Here is a 14,772-nt window from a genome sequence, read left to right as displayed (position 1 = left end):
GCCCTTCGCGGGCGGAGGAGTTCGTAACTCTCCGATGGGGCTTGGCCCACTCGTACCTCGCACCCCAGCGGCATCCTACGGCGGGTTCAAGTAAGCGAGTGTTAGGTCCACTGGAGAGATCAACGGCGGCGGCCCCACCCAATCGGGTGGGGCCGCCGAAGTGTCTACCGGCGCTGGGGTACTCGTCTAGCTCCCTGCTCGGCGGGGGGCTTCGCTTTGTGGTTCCGGGTTCCTCGCGATCGCTTCGCTCGGGTCGGACTACGGATTTGTGTCCGTCAGACGGCGAGAATGTCGACGTCGTACTTTTGGATGTCGGCATCGCGGGTTGCCAAGGTCAAGCCTTCGACGATGGCCTGGGCTATGAGCATCCGATCGAACGGGTCGCGGTGGTGCAGGGGGAGCCGGCCGGCGGCAATGCTGTGGTCCATCTCGATCGCAAGGCGGCGGAAGTCGCTGTCTCGGATTCGCTCTGGAAGGTCCGCCGGCTGGAGTTTGCCCGCTTCCTGCTTGATCGTCACCTCCCACACGGTTGCGGCGCTGACGAAGACATCCGGCTCAGAGTCGAGACGGTCTTTGAAGTCGCTGGCAAGCGTCGGGTCGTCGGTGAGCCACCACAGCACAACGTGGGTGTCGAGGAGAAGGCCCATCAGTTGGTCCCCTGCATTGTCGAGTCCTTGTTGGTGCTGACGTTTCGTGCTCGCTCAGATTGCTCGACGGTGTCGTTCGATCAACTGTCCGTCATCGGCGTACCAGAACCGCCAGCCGTTGGTCTGCGGGTGCTGTCTGTCAGGGTTGAGAACCCGGACCGTCTCCATCGCTGCCTGGCTGGGCGTTCTGTACGTCCCTATCAGATTGGGTGCCGGCGATTCGGTAATTCGGACTCTCCCTGTCACGGGATCGAGGAATCCCGAAATGCGATGGCCGCGGTACTTTACCGTGATCGGAATCTCTTCGGTGGCTGGTCGGCCCGCCTCGTCGGTCGCTGGGGCCTTGCTCGCCGCCCCATCGGAGATTCCTACAAGTCTGTCTACGGCTTCACTAATAGATAGGTTTGCGATCCTAGCGGCGAACGCGATCATGTCGTACGCCGCATCGCTTACATCAATCTTCCTCAAGCGTGGCTCACCCCTGATGGGTGATTCTACCTATCTATAGTTAGGAGTCAAGTGCGAGGTGAGGTTGATGGGACTGCTACGGCATCATCCCGAAGTCGGACGCGATGGCCTCGTTGACCTCGGGTGAGTCCCAGTCGTCCGTCGCGACCAGACTGTCCTTCAGGGTTCCGCGGCCTGTCCGCTTGATCTCGCGCTTGAACGGGATGACCTTCGCGACCGGCGTGCCGGCTCGGCTGATGGTGATCTCCTCGCCGTGCTCGACTCGATCGATGATCCGAGACAGATTGGTCTTAGCTTCGTGGATGTTGAACTGGGCGGCGGCCTCAGACATGGTGACCTCCTTAGCTAATAGGTTAGCCCGTCGACTTGCGCAGGTCACGGGTTCAGGTCGGGCGGCCGGCAGCTCAGGTCAGGTCCGGGCCGTTACGAGGGTTCAAGTAGGCAAGCGCGACCTCCACCACTGGCAGCCCCTGCTCCACGGCAGGGGCCGCTTGCCATCTGCGGTTCCGGGTTTTCGCGCTCGCTTCGCCCACACCCCGAAGAGCACGGCGTCGTCCCACGGCGGGTCAAGGTAAGCGCGGCGATGGTAGGAACGCGTGGCAGAACTGCGGGTGTCGCGAGCCTGCGCGACATGCCGCATGTTGTCGTACTGGTTGATCCTGCCCGCACGACAAACGGAGACCGCTTTGGAAGAAGGCTGGACACTGTCTGACGTGTGGATTCTGCGGTCGATCGGCGGGGTGGACTCGGTTCGCGGATCGTCGTTGCGTCAGGTGATCGCTGCGGCCGACTACCTGAACCATGCGATTCCACGGGAGGACGAGTTCGTCGCGGCGCTGAGTCGGCTGGCTGCGGCTGGGCTGGTCGAGTTCGACGTCGCAGCCGACCGATACTGGCGCACCGCGGCGGGCCAGTCGTCGGCGGCGCACCGTGGGACGTTCACCGCCGGGCTGGCCGTATTGTCCGAGCTGCCATCGGCGAGCCCACCCCAGGCACTGCCCCCTGGGGTGTTCTCGTCGGCGGTGGCCAGTTACCTGCAGGGCTCGACATGAAGCGTGGACTCCTGACACGCGCCGGTGCACCGACTCGATCGCGCTGGTGGTGTCCGAGCCGGGAGTACAGGCCCCGCTGCGTCGCGTTGCGACTCTCGTCGCGCCCGTCAGTGTTTCCGCCGTCACGGAGTTCAAGTAAGCGCGGTCCGAACGGGCGCCCGGATCGCGAAGCGCGTGACCGTCCAGTGCGAGTAGGCCCTTCAAGCGGGGACGAGCAGGCCGGACCGCGCGGCCAGTAAGCGGATCAGCTGCGGTGCTCGTTCGATCTCGGCCAGCTGGGTCACTTCCCGGTCGATCAGGTTCTGCACGTACGAGTTGAGGAAACGCCCCCGGGCGGCGCGAGTCAGTGCGAGCGACCGCCTCCTGCTTTCGTTTCGCGACCAACTGTCTTTCGATTTGCGAAGGCTGCAGCTGCGATCTGCGACAAGATCACTTGCGGTCGTGGGTTTCGCCGGCAGTTTCGAGGTGGTGGCGTGTGGCCGGATAGGCTGGCCCAGGGGTCTCAGGGCAGGCGGGGCGGCAGGCCGAACCGGGCGAAGGTCGCCGGGTCGATGAATGAGGTGATCTCGTGGATTCGGTCCTCACGCAAGGTTAGGACGTTGAGTGACCAGGCCTCGTGTGGCCCGGACTCGCCGGCGCGCAGGTAGCAGGCGATCGCCGGCTGGGCGTTGGCGGATGTGGCGAGGTGTCGCCAGCTGCCGCATGTGGTCAGCGGCAGGCGTACGGCGAAGTCGGTGACGGCCGGCAGGCCGCAGTACCACGTCGGGAGGGGTGGCATCGACCAGGTGACGTCCTCGGTGAGGAGCGCGATGAGGGCCGCCGCGTCGCCGTGTTCCAGGGCGGTGGCGTAGGCGGCGACGATCTCGCGGATTCGCTCGTCGCCGATGCGGCGGAGGGTGGGCTGCTGCGGTGCTGCTGGGATTCGCTGGGCCACGGTCCGGCGGGCGCGCGCGATGGCCGAGTTCACCGACCCGACCGTCGTGTCCATCATCGCGGCGATCTCGGCCGCGGAGAAGTCGAGCACCTCGAACAGCAGCAGCGCGGCGCGCTGGTTGCCGGGCAGGTGCTGCAGCGCGGCGACGAAGGCGAGCTCGACGCGCTCGCGGCGCTCGTAGACGACATCGGGGTAGGGTGTGAGCCACGCCACGTCGGTGCGCGGCTCCTCGCCGACGGCGGCCCGCTCGGCGGACGGGCCGAGGTCGATCGGCAGCGCGCGGCGGCCCCGCGCGGCGGCCAGGTCGAGGCAGGTGCGGGTGGCGACGGTGAACAGCCAGGCGCGCAGGGACCCGCGGCCCTCGTAGCCCGCCAGCCCCAGCCACGCCCGGACCAGTGCGTCCTGCAGCGCGTCGTCGGCGTCGTGCACGGAGCCCAGCATCCGGTAGCAGTGGGCGTGCAGCGGCCCCCGCAGCGGCTCCACCAGGCGCGCGAACGCGTCGTCGTCACCCTTGCGCGCCCGGTCGAGGTCGTCGGCGAAGTCGGGCTCGAGAAGGCGACGAGTCTGCGCCACGGCGGCGGTCTCCTCTCAATGACAGAAGGAGGTCATCCGATGAAACACGACATCCTGCGCGTGGCGGACGCCGCGCTCTACTACGAGGTGCGCGGCGAAGGCCCGCTCCTGGTGCTGGTCGGCGCCCCGATGGGGACGCGGTTCTTCGCGCCGCTCGCCGACCTGCTCGCCGCCGACCATACCGTGCTCACCACGGATCCGCGGGGCATCGGCGCGAGCACGCTCGATGTGCCGGAGTCCGGCTCCACCCCCGAGCGGCGCGCCGACGACCTGGCCCGGCTCATCGCGCACGTCGACGCCGGCCCGGCCGCGGTCCTGGGCTCCAGCGGCGGCGCGGTCACCGCCCTCGCGCTCGCCCAGCGCCACCCCGGCGCGGCGCACACCGTGATCGCGCACGAGCTGCCGCTCAACGAGGTGCTCGAGGACCGCGCGGAGCGGCACGCGGCCGTCGAGGACATCATCGCCACCTACGAGTCCGGCGACGTCGCCGGCGCCTGGAAGAAGTTTATGGTCAACGCCGGCGTGCCGGGGGAGCCGCCGGCGGGGCCGAACCCCGACGAGCGCTTCTGGTTCTGCCACGAAATGCGCGGCACCACCCGATTCCGCCCCGATGTCGCCGCGCTGCGTGACGGCGGTGCGCGAATTCTCGTCGCGCTCGGCGAGGAGTCCGCCGGTCAGCTGCTGGATCGCACCTCGCGCGCGATGGCGGCGCTGCTCGGCGGCGAGCCGGTGCCGTTTCCCGGCGGGCATATCGCCTTTGTCATGGACCCGCCCGGATTCGCCGCGCGGCTGCGGGAGGTGCTCGGCGCCGTGTGACGCACCTCACGCCTGAATGTGGGCCGGGAATGCGCTGGTAAACGGCTGCCAGCGCATTCTCGCACGTGTGTGCATGTCCGCAGATTTCGGGCGACTTCCCGATTCGGCGTACACCTTTTCTTCAACCGGCGATGTAAAGCTCCCGGCATGCGCCGGAGATGGAGGAAACACGTCCTGGCCGTGGCGGCGGTCGCGCTCATCGTTTTTCTCGGATTGACCGGGCGGTACTTCGTCTGGCCCCGCCTCCCGGCCCTCCCGGCCCACGCCGACGCCATCGTCGAGCTGGCCGGACCGGGCAACGCGGACCGCGACCGCCTGGCGATCCAGCTGGCGGCCCAGCACCGCGCCGACTATCTCGTGCAGTCCACGCTGCAATCCGACGCCGACTCGGGAAAATGCCTGCCACCCGAGTCCGGGGTCACCGTCCTGTGCTTCCACCCCGACCCCGACACCACCCGCGGCGAGGCGGAGGCGATCGGGAACTACGCGCGGCAGTACGGCTGGCACTCGATAATCCTCGTCACCACCGCCGACCACGCCTGGCGTGCCCGGCTGCGGGTCACCAGATGCTTTCCCGGGCAGGTTTACGTGGCCGTCTCACATTTGCCGCCGCTGTACTGGTTCCGCCAGATCCCGTACCAATGGGCGGCCTCGGCGAAGGCGAAGTTCGTGCAGAAGTACTGCTGACCTGCAGCGCGCTCCGGGTGGCGCGCTACGTTTATGAATACGCGATTCCTGGGACGCGGCGAGGTCGAGGTCAACGTGCTCGGCATGGGTTGCTGGGCGATCGGCAACTTTCCCGAGCGCGCCGACGCGTTCGCCGCGGCCGGCCCTCACTGCGCCACCGTCCAGGCCGACCTGTCCGTCCTGCGTGGCCCCTTCGAGGTCCTCCCGGTCGCCGCTCGCCACGATCGTCCGCGGCCCGCTCGCCATGGGCCTGCTCGGCGGCCGGTACACCGCGCAGTCCGAGCTGCCGCGCGACGACGTGCGCGACCTGAGCCCGCAGTGGTCGGCGTACTTCCGGGACGGCCGCTCAACGCCCGAGTTCCTGACCCGCATCGAGTCGATCCGCGAGATCCTCACCTCCGGCGCTCAGGGCGCGCCGGCCTGGCTGTGGGCGTACGATTCGCGGACGATCCCGATCCGAGGCTGCCGCACGGTCGCCCAGGTGGAGGGGAACGCCGGCGCGCCGGCCCGCTTACGCCGTACGAGCCGGCCGAGGTCGAGAGGTTGATGGGCCGGGCATGAACCCAGTCGCGCTCCCCGGTGGCGTCGTCCTGCGGCCGATCGCCGCCGACGACGCCCCGGCCCTGCTGACCGCGAGCCTGCGTAACCGGCACCGTTTGCGCCGCTCGTCGCCGATGCAGCCGGAGTGGTACTGGACGCTGCCGGGCCAGCGGGAGCGCGTGGCCAAGGCCGTGGAGCGCAACACCGCGGGCGAGGCCCTCACCATGGTCCTCACCCACGCCGACGCGATCGTCGGCATGATCACCCTCTCCAACATCGTCCACGGCCCCTTCTGCAACGCCAGCGTGGGCTACTGGATCGACACCGACTACGAGGGCCGCGGCCTGACGAGCGCAGCCCTGACGGCGGTCTGCGAGATCGCGGAGGCGGAGCTGGGCCTGCACCGCATCGAGGCGAGCACGCTGCCGGACAACGAGGCGTCCCAGCGGGTCCTGCGCAAGAACGGCTTCGAGCGCATCGGGCAGGCCCGCGACTACCTGTATTTGGACGGTACCTGGCAGGAGTCGGTCCTGTTCCAGCGCATCCTGCACGACCGTCCACCGCCCGCCGGCTCCGCCTGACCTTCGCCGCCGCCGCGTCCGGCGGCCCCGACCCGGCAACGATGAATCCGGCCCACGTCAACAGGTCCGGAACCAGCACCAGTGGGTTATCCGGTCGCAGCCGGCGACCGTCCACGTGTGCGCCTGATTCCGGCTGCGCCGCGCCCTGGCTCTGGCGAGTTTCACCTGGGTGGGGTCAGTCTGCGGTCGGCTTCGGCCATCTCGGCGCGGATGCTGCCGAGACGTTCGGCGGCGCCCCCGTCGGGCTCGAAGCCGGGCGAGGTGCCTGGGGGCGGGCGCGCGAGCCAGGCCAGGGCGCGGCGGACGTTGGGCAGCCCGGCGGCGAGGGCCTGACGAACCAGGGCTGGAAGGACTCCGCCGCGCCTCGGTACGGCGGGCTCGGTGTGGGCGGCTGGTCAGTCATCGTCGCCTCCATCGGCCGGAGGCCGACCGCGAGTAAACGCGGACCTGACAGGGATGCGAAGCGACCGCTGCCTCGCGGGAGGAACGGTCGCAACCCAGACGAACCCGAGCCAAAAAATTCCATGCAACCTTCCGCTCGGCCCGGCGTGTTACAGGTGGTTCCAGCAACTCGGGCAAGGGACGGCTTCGATGGTCGCGGCGGCACGGGGCTCCGCGGCCAGCGAAGTCGATCTAGGCTGTATGGGTCTTGTTCCTGACCGGAGTATCGCACCGTTGGTCGTCGCCCCCGAATTCGCCGGCTTCTACGCGGCGACGTTCCCCCAGCTTCTGACGCAGCTCCACGCGTTCGTCGGCGACCGGGCCGAGGCGCAGGACCTCGTCCAGGAGGCGTACACGCGCGCCTTCGCGCGGTGGTCGGTGATCTCGCGCTTCGACGACCCGGTCGGCTGGGTGCGCCGGGTCGCCTGGAACCTCGCGATCAGCCGCTGGCGGCGCGCGCGACGGCTGCTGCACTGGCGCCGCGACCTCGCGCTGCCCGACGTCGAGGGCCCGGACGGGCTGTCGCTGGACCTCACCCGCGCGCTGGCCAAGCTCCCGCCGATCTACCGGCAGGCGGTCATCCTGCATTATGTTGCGGACCTGCCGGTGCGCGACATCGCGACCTTCACCGGCGCCGCCGAGGGCACCGTGAAGGCCCGCCTGCACCGCGCTCGTACGATGCTGAACGAGCTGCTCAGCCTGGACGACGGGCGGTCTGGCGATGGCTGAGCGGGACCCGCTGCGGGAGCGCTTCGAGGCGTTCCGGGAACAGTCCGTGCGCGCGGCGCGGCCGCCCGGTCCGGAGTCGATCCCGGCCGTGCTGCGCCGCCGTAAGCGCCGGAGGCTGGCCGCCGCCACCGCGGCGATCGTCGCCGTGCTCGCACTGGCCGTACTACCGACCCTCGGCGACGCCCCGCGCCCGCCCGACCCGTCCGTCTCCGACGCCCCGACACCGACCCTGACCAGCGAGCCGGCCCCGACATCGGCACCCCCCACCACCGCCGCCACCGGCTCCCCGCTCGCGCAGGCCGGCGACCCCGCCGGCAGCGCCGTCGCCAAGCCGTCGAATTGCGCGACACCCCCGGACGGCGCCGCGTACGGCGAGCCCTACGTGTACGGCACCGAGGCGCTCAACGGCGTCCCCTATTCGATCCGGCCGCTCGACTACTTCGACCGGTGCCCGGCCTACCGCCTGCGCTTCGTCGAGGCCCGCTACGTGTGGGACCGCGACCGCCAGCTCATCGTCCTGGCCTCCACCACCGAGCGTTACCTGACCAAGGCGTCACCGACCGTCCCGGCCCCCAAAATCAACGAGATACCCGGCCCGTGCGGCGAGGGCTACGTGGCCCTGCAGACCACGAAGCCGATCCCGGCCACCATTCCCAACTCGGTCCAGGACACCCCGAGCGCCTACCTGAACCTGCTGCAGAAACACGCCACCGCAGCTTTCAGCTTCTGGCAGTTCCCGACCTCAGCCGAGGAGCGCAACAACAGCAACTGCGGCCCACCCACCGCTACCCCGTCAACCTCCCCAACCCCATAGCGCTCCCCAGCGGACCCGCGACGGGACGTTCATCCGGTTTCAACGTGGCGACCAGATCCAGCCCTCATCGCGCAGCGTTCCTTGGTCTGACGTCCAGTGCGCCCCGCCGAATATCACCAGGTCTCTGCCAGCCGCGACGACCGTCGGTCCGGCCGTATCCGAGCCTTTCGGCAGCTGCGGTAGATGGATCCATCGGCCGCGGGCCACATCGAGCACGGCGCCGTCGGGCCGGGTGTAGACCGCGGCGCGCTCGTCGAAGGCGCCCGCGGACTCCAGCCCGTCGGGAGCCGGGGGGAGCGTCGACCAGCGACCGCTCGGGAGGTCGACGACGCCCCCGTACGGATAGGCTCGGCCGTAGTTGCCGACCTTCCCGCCATCGGCGCCGCCGAGGGTCGGGTTGACCAGTCGACCGCCGGCCACCAGCCAGGGCGAGGTGCCGAGGATCTCCGAGTCGGCCAGCCGGCGCCAGACCGGCGGCGCTCCCGCGAACGGGTCGACCACCAGGGCGGCCCGCGTCACCGAAGGGCGCTGCGCTCCCGGGTCCGGGACGAGTTGCTTGTCGAACAACACAAGCTCACGCCCGGTCCAGGCCATGGTGCGGTCGAACCCCGGGCCGAGCGGGTCGGCGGGCAACGGCTGCCAACCCGCCGTTCGCGGGTCATGGAACAGGTCCGGCAGGTCCGGGTCGCGCTCATCCGAACTCCGATACGCGACAAGATGCTCGCCGGCGCCGAGCAGGCGGTATCCGTCGCCGCCTTCCCCGGGCGGACTGAGCCGCGACCACCGATCCTCGCCGATGTCGTACGCGAGTAGCGACGACGTCCCGCCCCTCGGAGCGGACGGAAGCACGTACGCCACCTGTCCGACGACCACGGCATCGGCCCACGCGACCGGCTCGGGCGCAGGGGCGATCGCCCGCCAGGTCCGGCTGGCCGGGCTGTAGGCGGCACCGTCAGTCAGCAGGCGGTCCGGTGGGACGCAGGAGGCGGTCGGCGGGCATGGCGGCGCGGCGCTGCCGCCGACCACCAGCACCTCGGTGCCGGTCCACAGTGCTATCGCGCCCTCGCGGGCGGTCAGCGGCCCGTCCGGCAATCGCCGCCACGCCGCCGACTCGACACCCGACGACGCCGGCTCCACCCGCCCGGGTCCGGTAGTGCAGGAAGCGATCGCGACACACGCGAGCGCGGCGAGCGTGGCGGACAGCGTACGACGACCCATGGCGCTTCGACGCCGCAGGAGCAGCGCGGGTTCCGGTCGGCGGCGCGTGCACGCCGACGCGATCGTCACAGGCGCGCACGGACAGGTACAGGCCGTCGAAGAACACGTCCCTACCGGCACGAACTCACTCGTTGACCGTGAAAAGGGCGGAAACTCCGGCCAGCCGCCCTCCCGGGAAAGCCGGCGCGGTGAGCGCGCGCCGCACCGCGCCGGCTCGGTCGAGCCACCAAGCCTTACGCCGGCCCGATCTCCTCGGCGGCGCGAATGAGCGCCGACGCCACGCTCTCGATCTCCGAGTGTGGGAATCGCGGCAGTACGCAGGGGCACGCCGACGCATCTACCGTCAGTCTCGTTTTCCCGGTCGTTGAGCGCGCATCCGCGCTTCGCCACTTCATCGAGTTCAGCCATGAACGGCTCGACTCGCGTGATGGTCTTGGGATAGCCAAACGTGAGTTGACAAGCCCTTCATCCCGAAGGAGCCGCAGGGCATCACGAACCGTGTCCCGACCGACGTCGTAGGTTTCGGATAGCGCTTTCTCGCTCGGCAGGTCCGAGCCCGGCCGTAGGGTCCCGGTGCGGATCTCGGCACGGATGGCCGCTGCGACTTGCTCGAAAAGGCTCTGCCCTGGTCTTGGCGACATCGACATGCGACGTAAAATAGGCCATATGGCCAACATTAACCAGGTGTCAACGACCACGGCGGTCGCGGTCACGCGTCGCCATCCCTGGCGGTGCCATGCCTCCACTGGTACCATATTTGGTACAAGTGCTTGGGAGGTTGACATGGCAGCGGCGATCAGCGCCAGCGAGGCGCGCAAGAGCCTGTTTCCGCTCATCGAGCGCGTGAACGAGGACCACACGCCAATCGAGATCGTGTCCAAGCGTGGCAACGCGGTGCTGGTCAGCAAGGAAGACTGGGACGCGATTGTCGAGACCAACTACCTCTTGCGATCCCCCGCCAATGCGAAGCACCTCATGGAGAGCGTCGAGCAGTGGCGCTCCGGACGGACGACCGAGCGAGAGTTGGATACCGGCGAGTGAAGCTCAGCTGGACCGATCCCGCATGGAACGACTATCTGTACTGGCAAACGCAGGACCGCAAGACGCTCAGACGAATCAACGCGCTGATCGCTGACATCAAGCGCGATCCGGACGGCCCCGGCATCGGCAAGCCGGAACTTCTGCGGAACAACTTGGCCGGCCTGCGGTCGCGGCGCATCGACGAAGAGCACCGCTTGGTCTACGCGGTCGAACCCGGCGAAATCACGATCATCTCCTGCCGGTATCACTACGACTGATCCGGCCGATCGCCAAGCCCTGGCGCAGTTTCCGCTCGCCGAGCGCACCACCGGTCCGGCCAGTAGTTGCGGCCGCGACGAGCAGCACCACAACCGCGCCGGCGATCCACCACGCCGCCGTTGCGGAGTCCTCGGCGTTGGAGGCGGCTGCAGGACTCACAAAGCTGATCACACGATCGCGCATGCCTTGCCGGCATGGCGCCGGGCGTCATGCGTCGAGGCTGGGCTCGGGCAGGCCGGCGCGGAGCACCCGCAGCTGGAGCATCGCGGCGAAGCGCTGGTCGGGGTCGGCCAGGTCGATCCGGCCGACCTCGGCGACTCGCCGCAGCCGGTAGCGGAAGGTGTTCTGGTGGACGAAGACCGAGTCGGCGGCGGCGACGACGTCGCCGAAGGCGTCGAGCCAGGCGCGCAGCGTCTGGACCAGGTTGGCGTGGTGCCGGCGGTCGTAGTCGATCAGCCGGGCCAGGGCGCCGGTCGGTTCGTCGCCGCGGGCGGCGGCGAGGTCGCGCAGTTCGATGATGAGGGCCTCGCCCTGGAGTTCGTCGATGCTGCCGATGCGCCGGTGGCCGCGTCGCTCGCGCAGCACCCGCAGGACCCGGTCCACGCAGGAGCGGCTGTGGGCCACGCCGGAGAATTCCAGCGCGGCCGGTCCGACGGCGGCGACCGCGGGCAGCCGGTCGCCGACCCGGTCCAGGAAGTCCTGCAGGGTCCGCTCCGCGCGCGGCCCGGCCCGGTCCCCGGTGCCGGTCACGGGCACGAGGCCGTAGGTGACCTCGCCGATCTCGGCGGCCGCCGAGCGCGGGTGGAAGGCGGACAGGTGCACGGCGAACGCGTCGCCGAGCCGCTGCCGGTTGTGGACCACGGCAGCGCCGTCGTCATCGCGGTGGCGGTCGCGCTCGTCGAGGGCCACCCCCAGCACCAGCAGCGGGCGGCCGGCGAGCCCCAGCCGCTCCAGCGCCGCGCTTGCGCCGGCCCCGCCCTCCAGCGCCGAGCGCACCAGGTCGGCCCGCAGCCGCCGCTGCACGTCGGCGCCGGCCCGGACCCGCAGCAGGTGCAGGGCGACCAGCTTGGCCGACTCGCGCAGCGCCTCGTTGCGCTCCGGGCTGAGCGGGCCGGGTACCGCCGCCCAGATCGAGCCCAGCACCTGGTCCCCGGCACGCACCGCGATGGCGACCCTGGGCACCGTCAAGCCGCTGTTCCCGCTGGCGATCGGCTTGATGTAGATGGGCCCGTCGTCGCGGAGCAGGTCCTGAAAAACCCCGCGTTCGCGCAGGATCCGGAAGTATCGCTCCGGCACCTGCCGGCCCAGGATGGTCTCGACCCGGGACGGGTCGGCCTCATCCTGGCGGCCGGAGAAGGCGAGCACCCGGGAGTTGCGGTCCTCGATGGTGATCGGCGCGTCGAGCAGCGAGGCGACCGCGTTGGCGACCGCGAACAGGTCGCCCGCGGGCAGCCCGCCGAGCGACTCCGCCGGGTCCAGGCCGATGTCGCCGTCGGCGAGCAGGGAGCGCAGCATCTCGCTGAGGTGGCCCCAGGGCGCGCCCCGGCTCAGCCCGAGCAGGGCCACCCCGGCCTCGTCGGCGGCAGCCCGCACCTCGTCGGTGAGCGGGATCGGCGCGCGCAGTACCAGTGCCACCGCCTGCTGCCGGCCGAGTGCCCGCAGCAGCGCCGCGATCTCGCCGGGGGAATCGACGCCGACGCCGAGCACGAGCGCGTTGGGCGGCAGAACCGGCTGGTCGAGCGGGTCGTGGATGACCAGGCCGCCGATCTGCCCGGGCCGCTCCGGATCGCCATGAGCGAGGTCGAGCAGCGTGGCGCCCAGGTCGTCGAGGACCCGCCCCAGGCTCGCACGCGGCCGCGCGTCGCCGGTCTGCACCATTGCCCGACGATATGCCACTCCTTGATCCACGACTAGTCGGCCGTTACAGATCGCGTCCGCGTTCTTCGTCCGATCCGACGATCTCAGCCGGTCAGCCACTCGGCCGCGGTGGTCACCTCGGCGAGGCGGCCCGGCAGTGGCGCCACGCCGAGGCCGGGGAGGGCCGGGACGGGGAGGTGGCCGTCGTCGAGCACGAACGGCTCAGTGATGTCCGCGGCGTAGTACCGCCCGGACGCCGACGTGTCGCCGGGCAGGGTGAATCCGGGCAGCGCAGCGAGCGCCACGTTGGCAGCCCGGCCGAGGCCGGTCTCCAGCATCCCGCCACACCAGACCGCCACGCCGCGCGCCGCGCACACGTCGTGGATGCGGCGCGCCTCGAGGTAGCCGCCGACCCGCCCGGGCTTCACGTTCACCACCCGGCAGGCGCCCAGCCGGATCGCGGCCGCCGCGTCGCGGGCCGAGCCGATGGACTCGTCCAGGCAGACCGGCGTGCGGACCAGCCGGGCCAGCTCGGCGTGGCCGAGCACGTCGTCCTCGTCGAGGGGCTGCTCGATCAGCAGCAGGTCGAAGGGGTCCAGCCGGGCCAGCTGCCCCGCGTCGGCCAGGGTGTAGGCGGTGTTGGCGTCCACCTGCAGCAGTACGTCGTCGCCGTAACGCTCACGGACCGCGCGCACCGGCTCGACGTCCCAGCCGGGCTCGATCTTGAGCTTGATCCGCAGGTACCCCTCGGCCAGGTAACCGCCGACCGCGTCGAGCAGCGCCGGGATGCTGTCCATGATGCCGACCGAGACGCCACACGGCACTCGGTCGCGCACGGCGCCGAGCTCGCGGGCGAACGACCGGCCGGCCGCGCGCAGCTCGGCGTCGAGCACGGCCGTCTCCAGCGCCGCCTTGGCCATCCGGTGGCCCTTGAACGGCGCGAGCAAGTCCGCGACCGCGTGCGCCCCCGGCGGTTCGGCGGCCAGGAGGGCCGGGACGAGAAACCGGCGCAGCACGTCGGCGGCCGCGTCGACGTATTCCGAGGAGTACCGCGGGCTGCTCATCGCGACGCACTCGCCCCAGCCCTCGGCGTCGGCGGTCACCGCGCGGACGAGCAGGATGTCGCGGGTCGTCTCGGTGCCGAAGGATGTGCGAAACGGCGCGACCAGCGGCATGGCGACGCGCAGCAGTTCCACTCCGGCGATCTTCATGCGTCTCTCCTCACCAGGTACCAGCCCGTCCGGTCGAAGCCGTCGATCCGGCCGCCGCGGGCGGCGAGGCCGGTGAGCGCGTCCCGCACGGCGACGCGCCAGCGCCGGGCCAGCGCCGGGTCGGCCGTGCGGAGGGTTTCGATGTTCCGGGGTACGGCCACGAGCGAGGTCGCCCCGTCGAGGCGGCCCGGCACCGGCTCGCCGTCCGCCCCCATGCTCAGCGCGGCGACGGCGCCGGCCGCGAACTCGTCCGCGGCGACGGTGCCGGTGCGGGCCCCGGCGCAGGCGGCGGTCACCGCGGGGTCGCACAGGCGCCAGCGCACCAGGAGCCGGTCTGAGTCCTCGGCGCCGTTGATGGCGTCGAGCATCGGCCCGTAGAAGTTCGGCAGGTACTCGGCCGGCCGCGCGGCGAGCTTCACCAGGTTGAAGTAGGCGTTGCGGGCCACCAGCGGGTCGAAGGTCCAGGCGATCTCGGAGACGTCGCGGCGCAGCGCCCAGGCCCGCTGGTGCAGCTTGAGCGCGAAGCCGATGCTGCGCCCGGCGGCCCGTGCCGAGACACCGGCGATGTGGCTGTGCAGGGCGTCCTCGGCCGGGGCGTGGAAGAAGCCCACGCAGGCGCCGGCCAGGCGGCCGTCCTCGAAGGCGCCGGCGACATAATTGCCTGCCTTGCCCAGCGCGCGCAGAAGCTCGATCGTCATCGGCGGGTTCGCGACGCGGCCCCAGATGGCGGCGAGTAGCTCGACCACCCGGTCCAGGTCGGCGAGGTCGGTGAGCTCGCGCACGGAGACGCCGGCCGCCCGGGCCGCGGCGCCGGCGGCGCGCTCGGCCCGGTCCGGTTCCGGCCCCGCGGCGGCGGACGCCACGCTGATGTCGGTCACGGTGTTCATGCTCCTCGGCTCGTTCGG

19 protein-coding genes are annotated in these 14,772 nt (G+C 70.6%); 9 read left to right on the top strand and 10 right to left on the bottom strand.

Annotated elements, in window-relative coordinates; genetic code table 11:
- Positions 1 to 275: 275 nt before the first annotated feature.
- The 3 genes from ACQPY0_RS53095 to ACQPY0_RS53085 form a co-directional block, all read right to left on the bottom strand.
- The gene (locus ACQPY0_RS53095) at positions 276 to 647 is read right to left on the bottom strand and encodes a type II toxin-antitoxin system VapC family toxin (protein ID WP_432979610.1); all 372 of its coding nucleotides are present in this window, start codon (positions 645 to 647) and stop codon (positions 276 to 278) included.
- 54 nt (positions 648 to 701) lie between these two features.
- Positions 702 to 1,115, bottom strand: a complete 414-nt coding sequence (locus ACQPY0_RS53090) for a hypothetical protein (RefSeq protein WP_432979607.1) — start codon at positions 1,113 to 1,115, stop codon at positions 702 to 704.
- Between the two features lie 76 nt (positions 1,116 to 1,191).
- On the bottom strand, positions 1,192 to 1,446 hold the full coding sequence (locus tag ACQPY0_RS53085; protein WP_432979604.1) for a type II toxin-antitoxin system Phd/YefM family antitoxin: 255 nt from the start codon (positions 1,444 to 1,446) through the stop codon (positions 1,192 to 1,194).
- A gap of 265 nt (positions 1,447 to 1,711) precedes the next feature.
- On the opposite strand from ACQPY0_RS53085, the gene ACQPY0_RS53080 reads away from it, so the two are divergent.
- Positions 1,712 to 2,167 carry a hypothetical protein gene (locus tag ACQPY0_RS53080; protein ID WP_432979601.1) on the top strand — a complete coding sequence of 152 codons (456 nt, stop codon included), beginning with the start codon at positions 1,712 to 1,714 and terminating at the stop codon, positions 2,165 to 2,167.
- Between the two features lie 502 nt (positions 2,168 to 2,669).
- Here the strand turns inward: ACQPY0_RS53080 and ACQPY0_RS53075 are convergent.
- The gene (locus ACQPY0_RS53075) at positions 2,670 to 3,674 is read right to left on the bottom strand and encodes a sigma-70 family RNA polymerase sigma factor (RefSeq protein WP_432979599.1); all 1,005 of its coding nucleotides are present in this window, start codon (positions 3,672 to 3,674) and stop codon (positions 2,670 to 2,672) included.
- A 39-nt stretch (positions 3,675 to 3,713) separates the two neighbouring features.
- On the opposite strand from ACQPY0_RS53075, the gene ACQPY0_RS53070 reads away from it, so the two are divergent.
- From ACQPY0_RS53070 to ACQPY0_RS53045, 6 genes are all read left to right on the top strand, one after another.
- Positions 3,714 to 4,490 (top strand): alpha/beta fold hydrolase, encoded by a 777-nt coding sequence (locus ACQPY0_RS53070; protein ID WP_432979596.1) that lies wholly within the window; start codon positions 3,714 to 3,716, stop codon positions 4,488 to 4,490.
- 147 nt (positions 4,491 to 4,637) lie between these two features.
- On the top strand, positions 4,638 to 5,177 hold the full coding sequence (locus tag ACQPY0_RS53065) for a YdcF family protein (protein ID WP_432979593.1): 540 nt from the start codon (positions 4,638 to 4,640) through the stop codon (positions 5,175 to 5,177).
- A 184-nt stretch (positions 5,178 to 5,361) separates the two neighbouring features.
- On the top strand, positions 5,362 to 5,724 hold the full coding sequence (locus ACQPY0_RS53060) for an aldo/keto reductase (RefSeq protein WP_432979590.1): 363 nt from the start codon (positions 5,362 to 5,364) through the stop codon (positions 5,722 to 5,724).
- A gap of 10 nt (positions 5,725 to 5,734) precedes the next feature.
- Positions 5,735 to 6,298, top strand: coding sequence for a GNAT family N-acetyltransferase (locus tag ACQPY0_RS53055; protein ID WP_432979587.1), 564 nt, complete (start codon positions 5,735 to 5,737; stop codon positions 6,296 to 6,298).
- A gap of 675 nt (positions 6,299 to 6,973) precedes the next feature.
- Positions 6,974 to 7,468 carry a SigE family RNA polymerase sigma factor gene (locus ACQPY0_RS53050; protein WP_432979584.1) on the top strand — a complete coding sequence of 165 codons (495 nt, stop codon included), beginning with the start codon at positions 6,974 to 6,976 and terminating at the stop codon, positions 7,466 to 7,468.
- Positions 7,461 to 8,282, top strand: coding sequence for a hypothetical protein (locus ACQPY0_RS53045; protein WP_432979581.1), 822 nt, complete (start codon positions 7,461 to 7,463; stop codon positions 8,280 to 8,282). Before ACQPY0_RS53050 ends, ACQPY0_RS53045 begins: the two co-directional genes overlap by 8 nt.
- A gap of 39 nt (positions 8,283 to 8,321) precedes the next feature.
- Here the strand turns inward: ACQPY0_RS53045 and ACQPY0_RS53040 are convergent, their stop codons facing one another.
- Complete coding sequence (locus ACQPY0_RS53040) at positions 8,322 to 9,500, bottom strand: hypothetical protein (RefSeq protein ID WP_432979578.1); 1,179 nt, start codon at positions 9,498 to 9,500, stop codon at positions 8,322 to 8,324.
- Between the two features lie 233 nt (positions 9,501 to 9,733).
- On the bottom strand, positions 9,734 to 10,141 hold the full coding sequence (locus ACQPY0_RS53035; RefSeq protein ID WP_432995795.1) for a winged helix-turn-helix domain-containing protein: 408 nt from the start codon (positions 10,139 to 10,141) through the stop codon (positions 9,734 to 9,736).
- Between the two features lie 142 nt (positions 10,142 to 10,283).
- Between ACQPY0_RS53035 and ACQPY0_RS53030 the strand changes: the two genes are divergently transcribed.
- A complete protein-coding gene (locus tag ACQPY0_RS53030; protein WP_432979575.1) occupies positions 10,284 to 10,541 on the top strand; it encodes a type II toxin-antitoxin system Phd/YefM family antitoxin in 258 nt (85 codons plus the stop codon).
- Positions 10,538 to 10,798, top strand: coding sequence for a Txe/YoeB family addiction module toxin (locus tag ACQPY0_RS53025; RefSeq protein WP_432979572.1), 261 nt, complete (start codon positions 10,538 to 10,540; stop codon positions 10,796 to 10,798). The genes ACQPY0_RS53030 and ACQPY0_RS53025 overlap by 4 nt, the downstream gene beginning before the upstream one ends.
- Here ACQPY0_RS53025 and ACQPY0_RS53020 read toward each other — a convergent pair.
- From ACQPY0_RS53020 to ACQPY0_RS53005, 4 genes are all read right to left on the bottom strand, one after another.
- Positions 10,770 to 10,982, bottom strand: a complete 213-nt coding sequence (locus ACQPY0_RS53020; RefSeq protein ID WP_432979569.1) for a hypothetical protein — start codon at positions 10,980 to 10,982, stop codon at positions 10,770 to 10,772. The genes ACQPY0_RS53025 and ACQPY0_RS53020 overlap by 29 nt on opposite strands.
- Before the next feature lie 24 nt (positions 10,983 to 11,006).
- Complete coding sequence (locus ACQPY0_RS53015; protein WP_432979566.1) at positions 11,007 to 12,677, bottom strand: PucR family transcriptional regulator; 1,671 nt, start codon at positions 12,675 to 12,677, stop codon at positions 11,007 to 11,009.
- Between the two features lie 83 nt (positions 12,678 to 12,760).
- Positions 12,761 to 13,867, bottom strand: coding sequence for an o-succinylbenzoate synthase (gene menC / locus ACQPY0_RS53010; RefSeq protein ID WP_432979563.1), 1,107 nt, complete (start codon positions 13,865 to 13,867; stop codon positions 12,761 to 12,763).
- Positions 13,864 to 14,754, bottom strand: a complete 891-nt coding sequence (locus ACQPY0_RS53005; RefSeq protein WP_432979560.1) for a GNAT family N-acetyltransferase — start codon at positions 14,752 to 14,754, stop codon at positions 13,864 to 13,866. Before ACQPY0_RS53005 ends, menC begins: the two co-directional genes overlap by 4 nt.
- Between the last annotated feature and the right edge of the window lie 18 nt (positions 14,755 to 14,772).

Origin of the sequence: Dactylosporangium sp. CA-233914 (assembly GCF_050942935.1) — a bacterium.
In the GTDB taxonomy this organism is placed as follows: domain Bacteria; phylum Actinomycetota; class Actinomycetes; order Mycobacteriales; family Micromonosporaceae; genus Dactylosporangium.
Note: the sequence above shows the minus strand (reverse complement) of the source record. Positions and strands in the feature narration are given on the sequence as shown.

Excerpts from the sequence above, each read along its gene's own strand:
- ACQPY0_RS53095 (WP_432979610.1), bottom strand. The coding sequence starts at position 647 with ATGGGCCTTCTCCTCGACACCCACGTTGTGCTGTGGTGGCTCACCGAC.
- ACQPY0_RS53085 (WP_432979604.1), bottom strand. The coding sequence starts at position 1,446 with ATGTCTGAGGCCGCCGCCCAGTTCAACATCCACGAAGCTAAGACCAAT.
- ACQPY0_RS53070 (WP_432979596.1), top strand. The coding sequence starts at position 3,714 with ATGAAACACGACATCCTGCGCGTGGCGGACGCCGCGCTCTACTACGAG.
- ACQPY0_RS53065 (WP_432979593.1), top strand. The coding sequence starts at position 4,638 with ATGCGCCGGAGATGGAGGAAACACGTCCTGGCCGTGGCGGCGGTCGCG.
- ACQPY0_RS53055 (WP_432979587.1), top strand. The coding sequence starts at position 5,735 with ATGAACCCAGTCGCGCTCCCCGGTGGCGTCGTCCTGCGGCCGATCGCC.
- ACQPY0_RS53045 (WP_432979581.1), top strand. The coding sequence starts at position 7,461 with ATGGCTGAGCGGGACCCGCTGCGGGAGCGCTTCGAGGCGTTCCGGGAA.
- ACQPY0_RS53040 (WP_432979578.1), bottom strand. The coding sequence starts at position 9,500 with ATGGGTCGTCGTACGCTGTCCGCCACGCTCGCCGCGCTCGCGTGTGTC.
- ACQPY0_RS53035 (WP_432995795.1), bottom strand. The coding sequence starts at position 10,141 with ATGTCGCCAAGACCAGGGCAGAGCCTTTTCGAGCAAGTCGCAGCGGCC.
- ACQPY0_RS53030 (WP_432979575.1), top strand. The coding sequence starts at position 10,284 with ATGGCAGCGGCGATCAGCGCCAGCGAGGCGCGCAAGAGCCTGTTTCCG.
- ACQPY0_RS53020 (WP_432979569.1), bottom strand. The coding sequence starts at position 10,982 with ATGCGCGATCGTGTGATCAGCTTTGTGAGTCCTGCAGCCGCCTCCAAC.
- ACQPY0_RS53015 (WP_432979566.1), bottom strand. The coding sequence starts at position 12,677 with ATGGTGCAGACCGGCGACGCGCGGCCGCGTGCGAGCCTGGGGCGGGTC.
- menC (WP_432979563.1), bottom strand. The coding sequence starts at position 13,867 with ATGAAGATCGCCGGAGTGGAACTGCTGCGCGTCGCCATGCCGCTGGTC.
- ACQPY0_RS53005 (WP_432979560.1), bottom strand. The coding sequence starts at position 14,754 with ATGAACACCGTGACCGACATCAGCGTGGCGTCCGCCGCCGCGGGGCCG.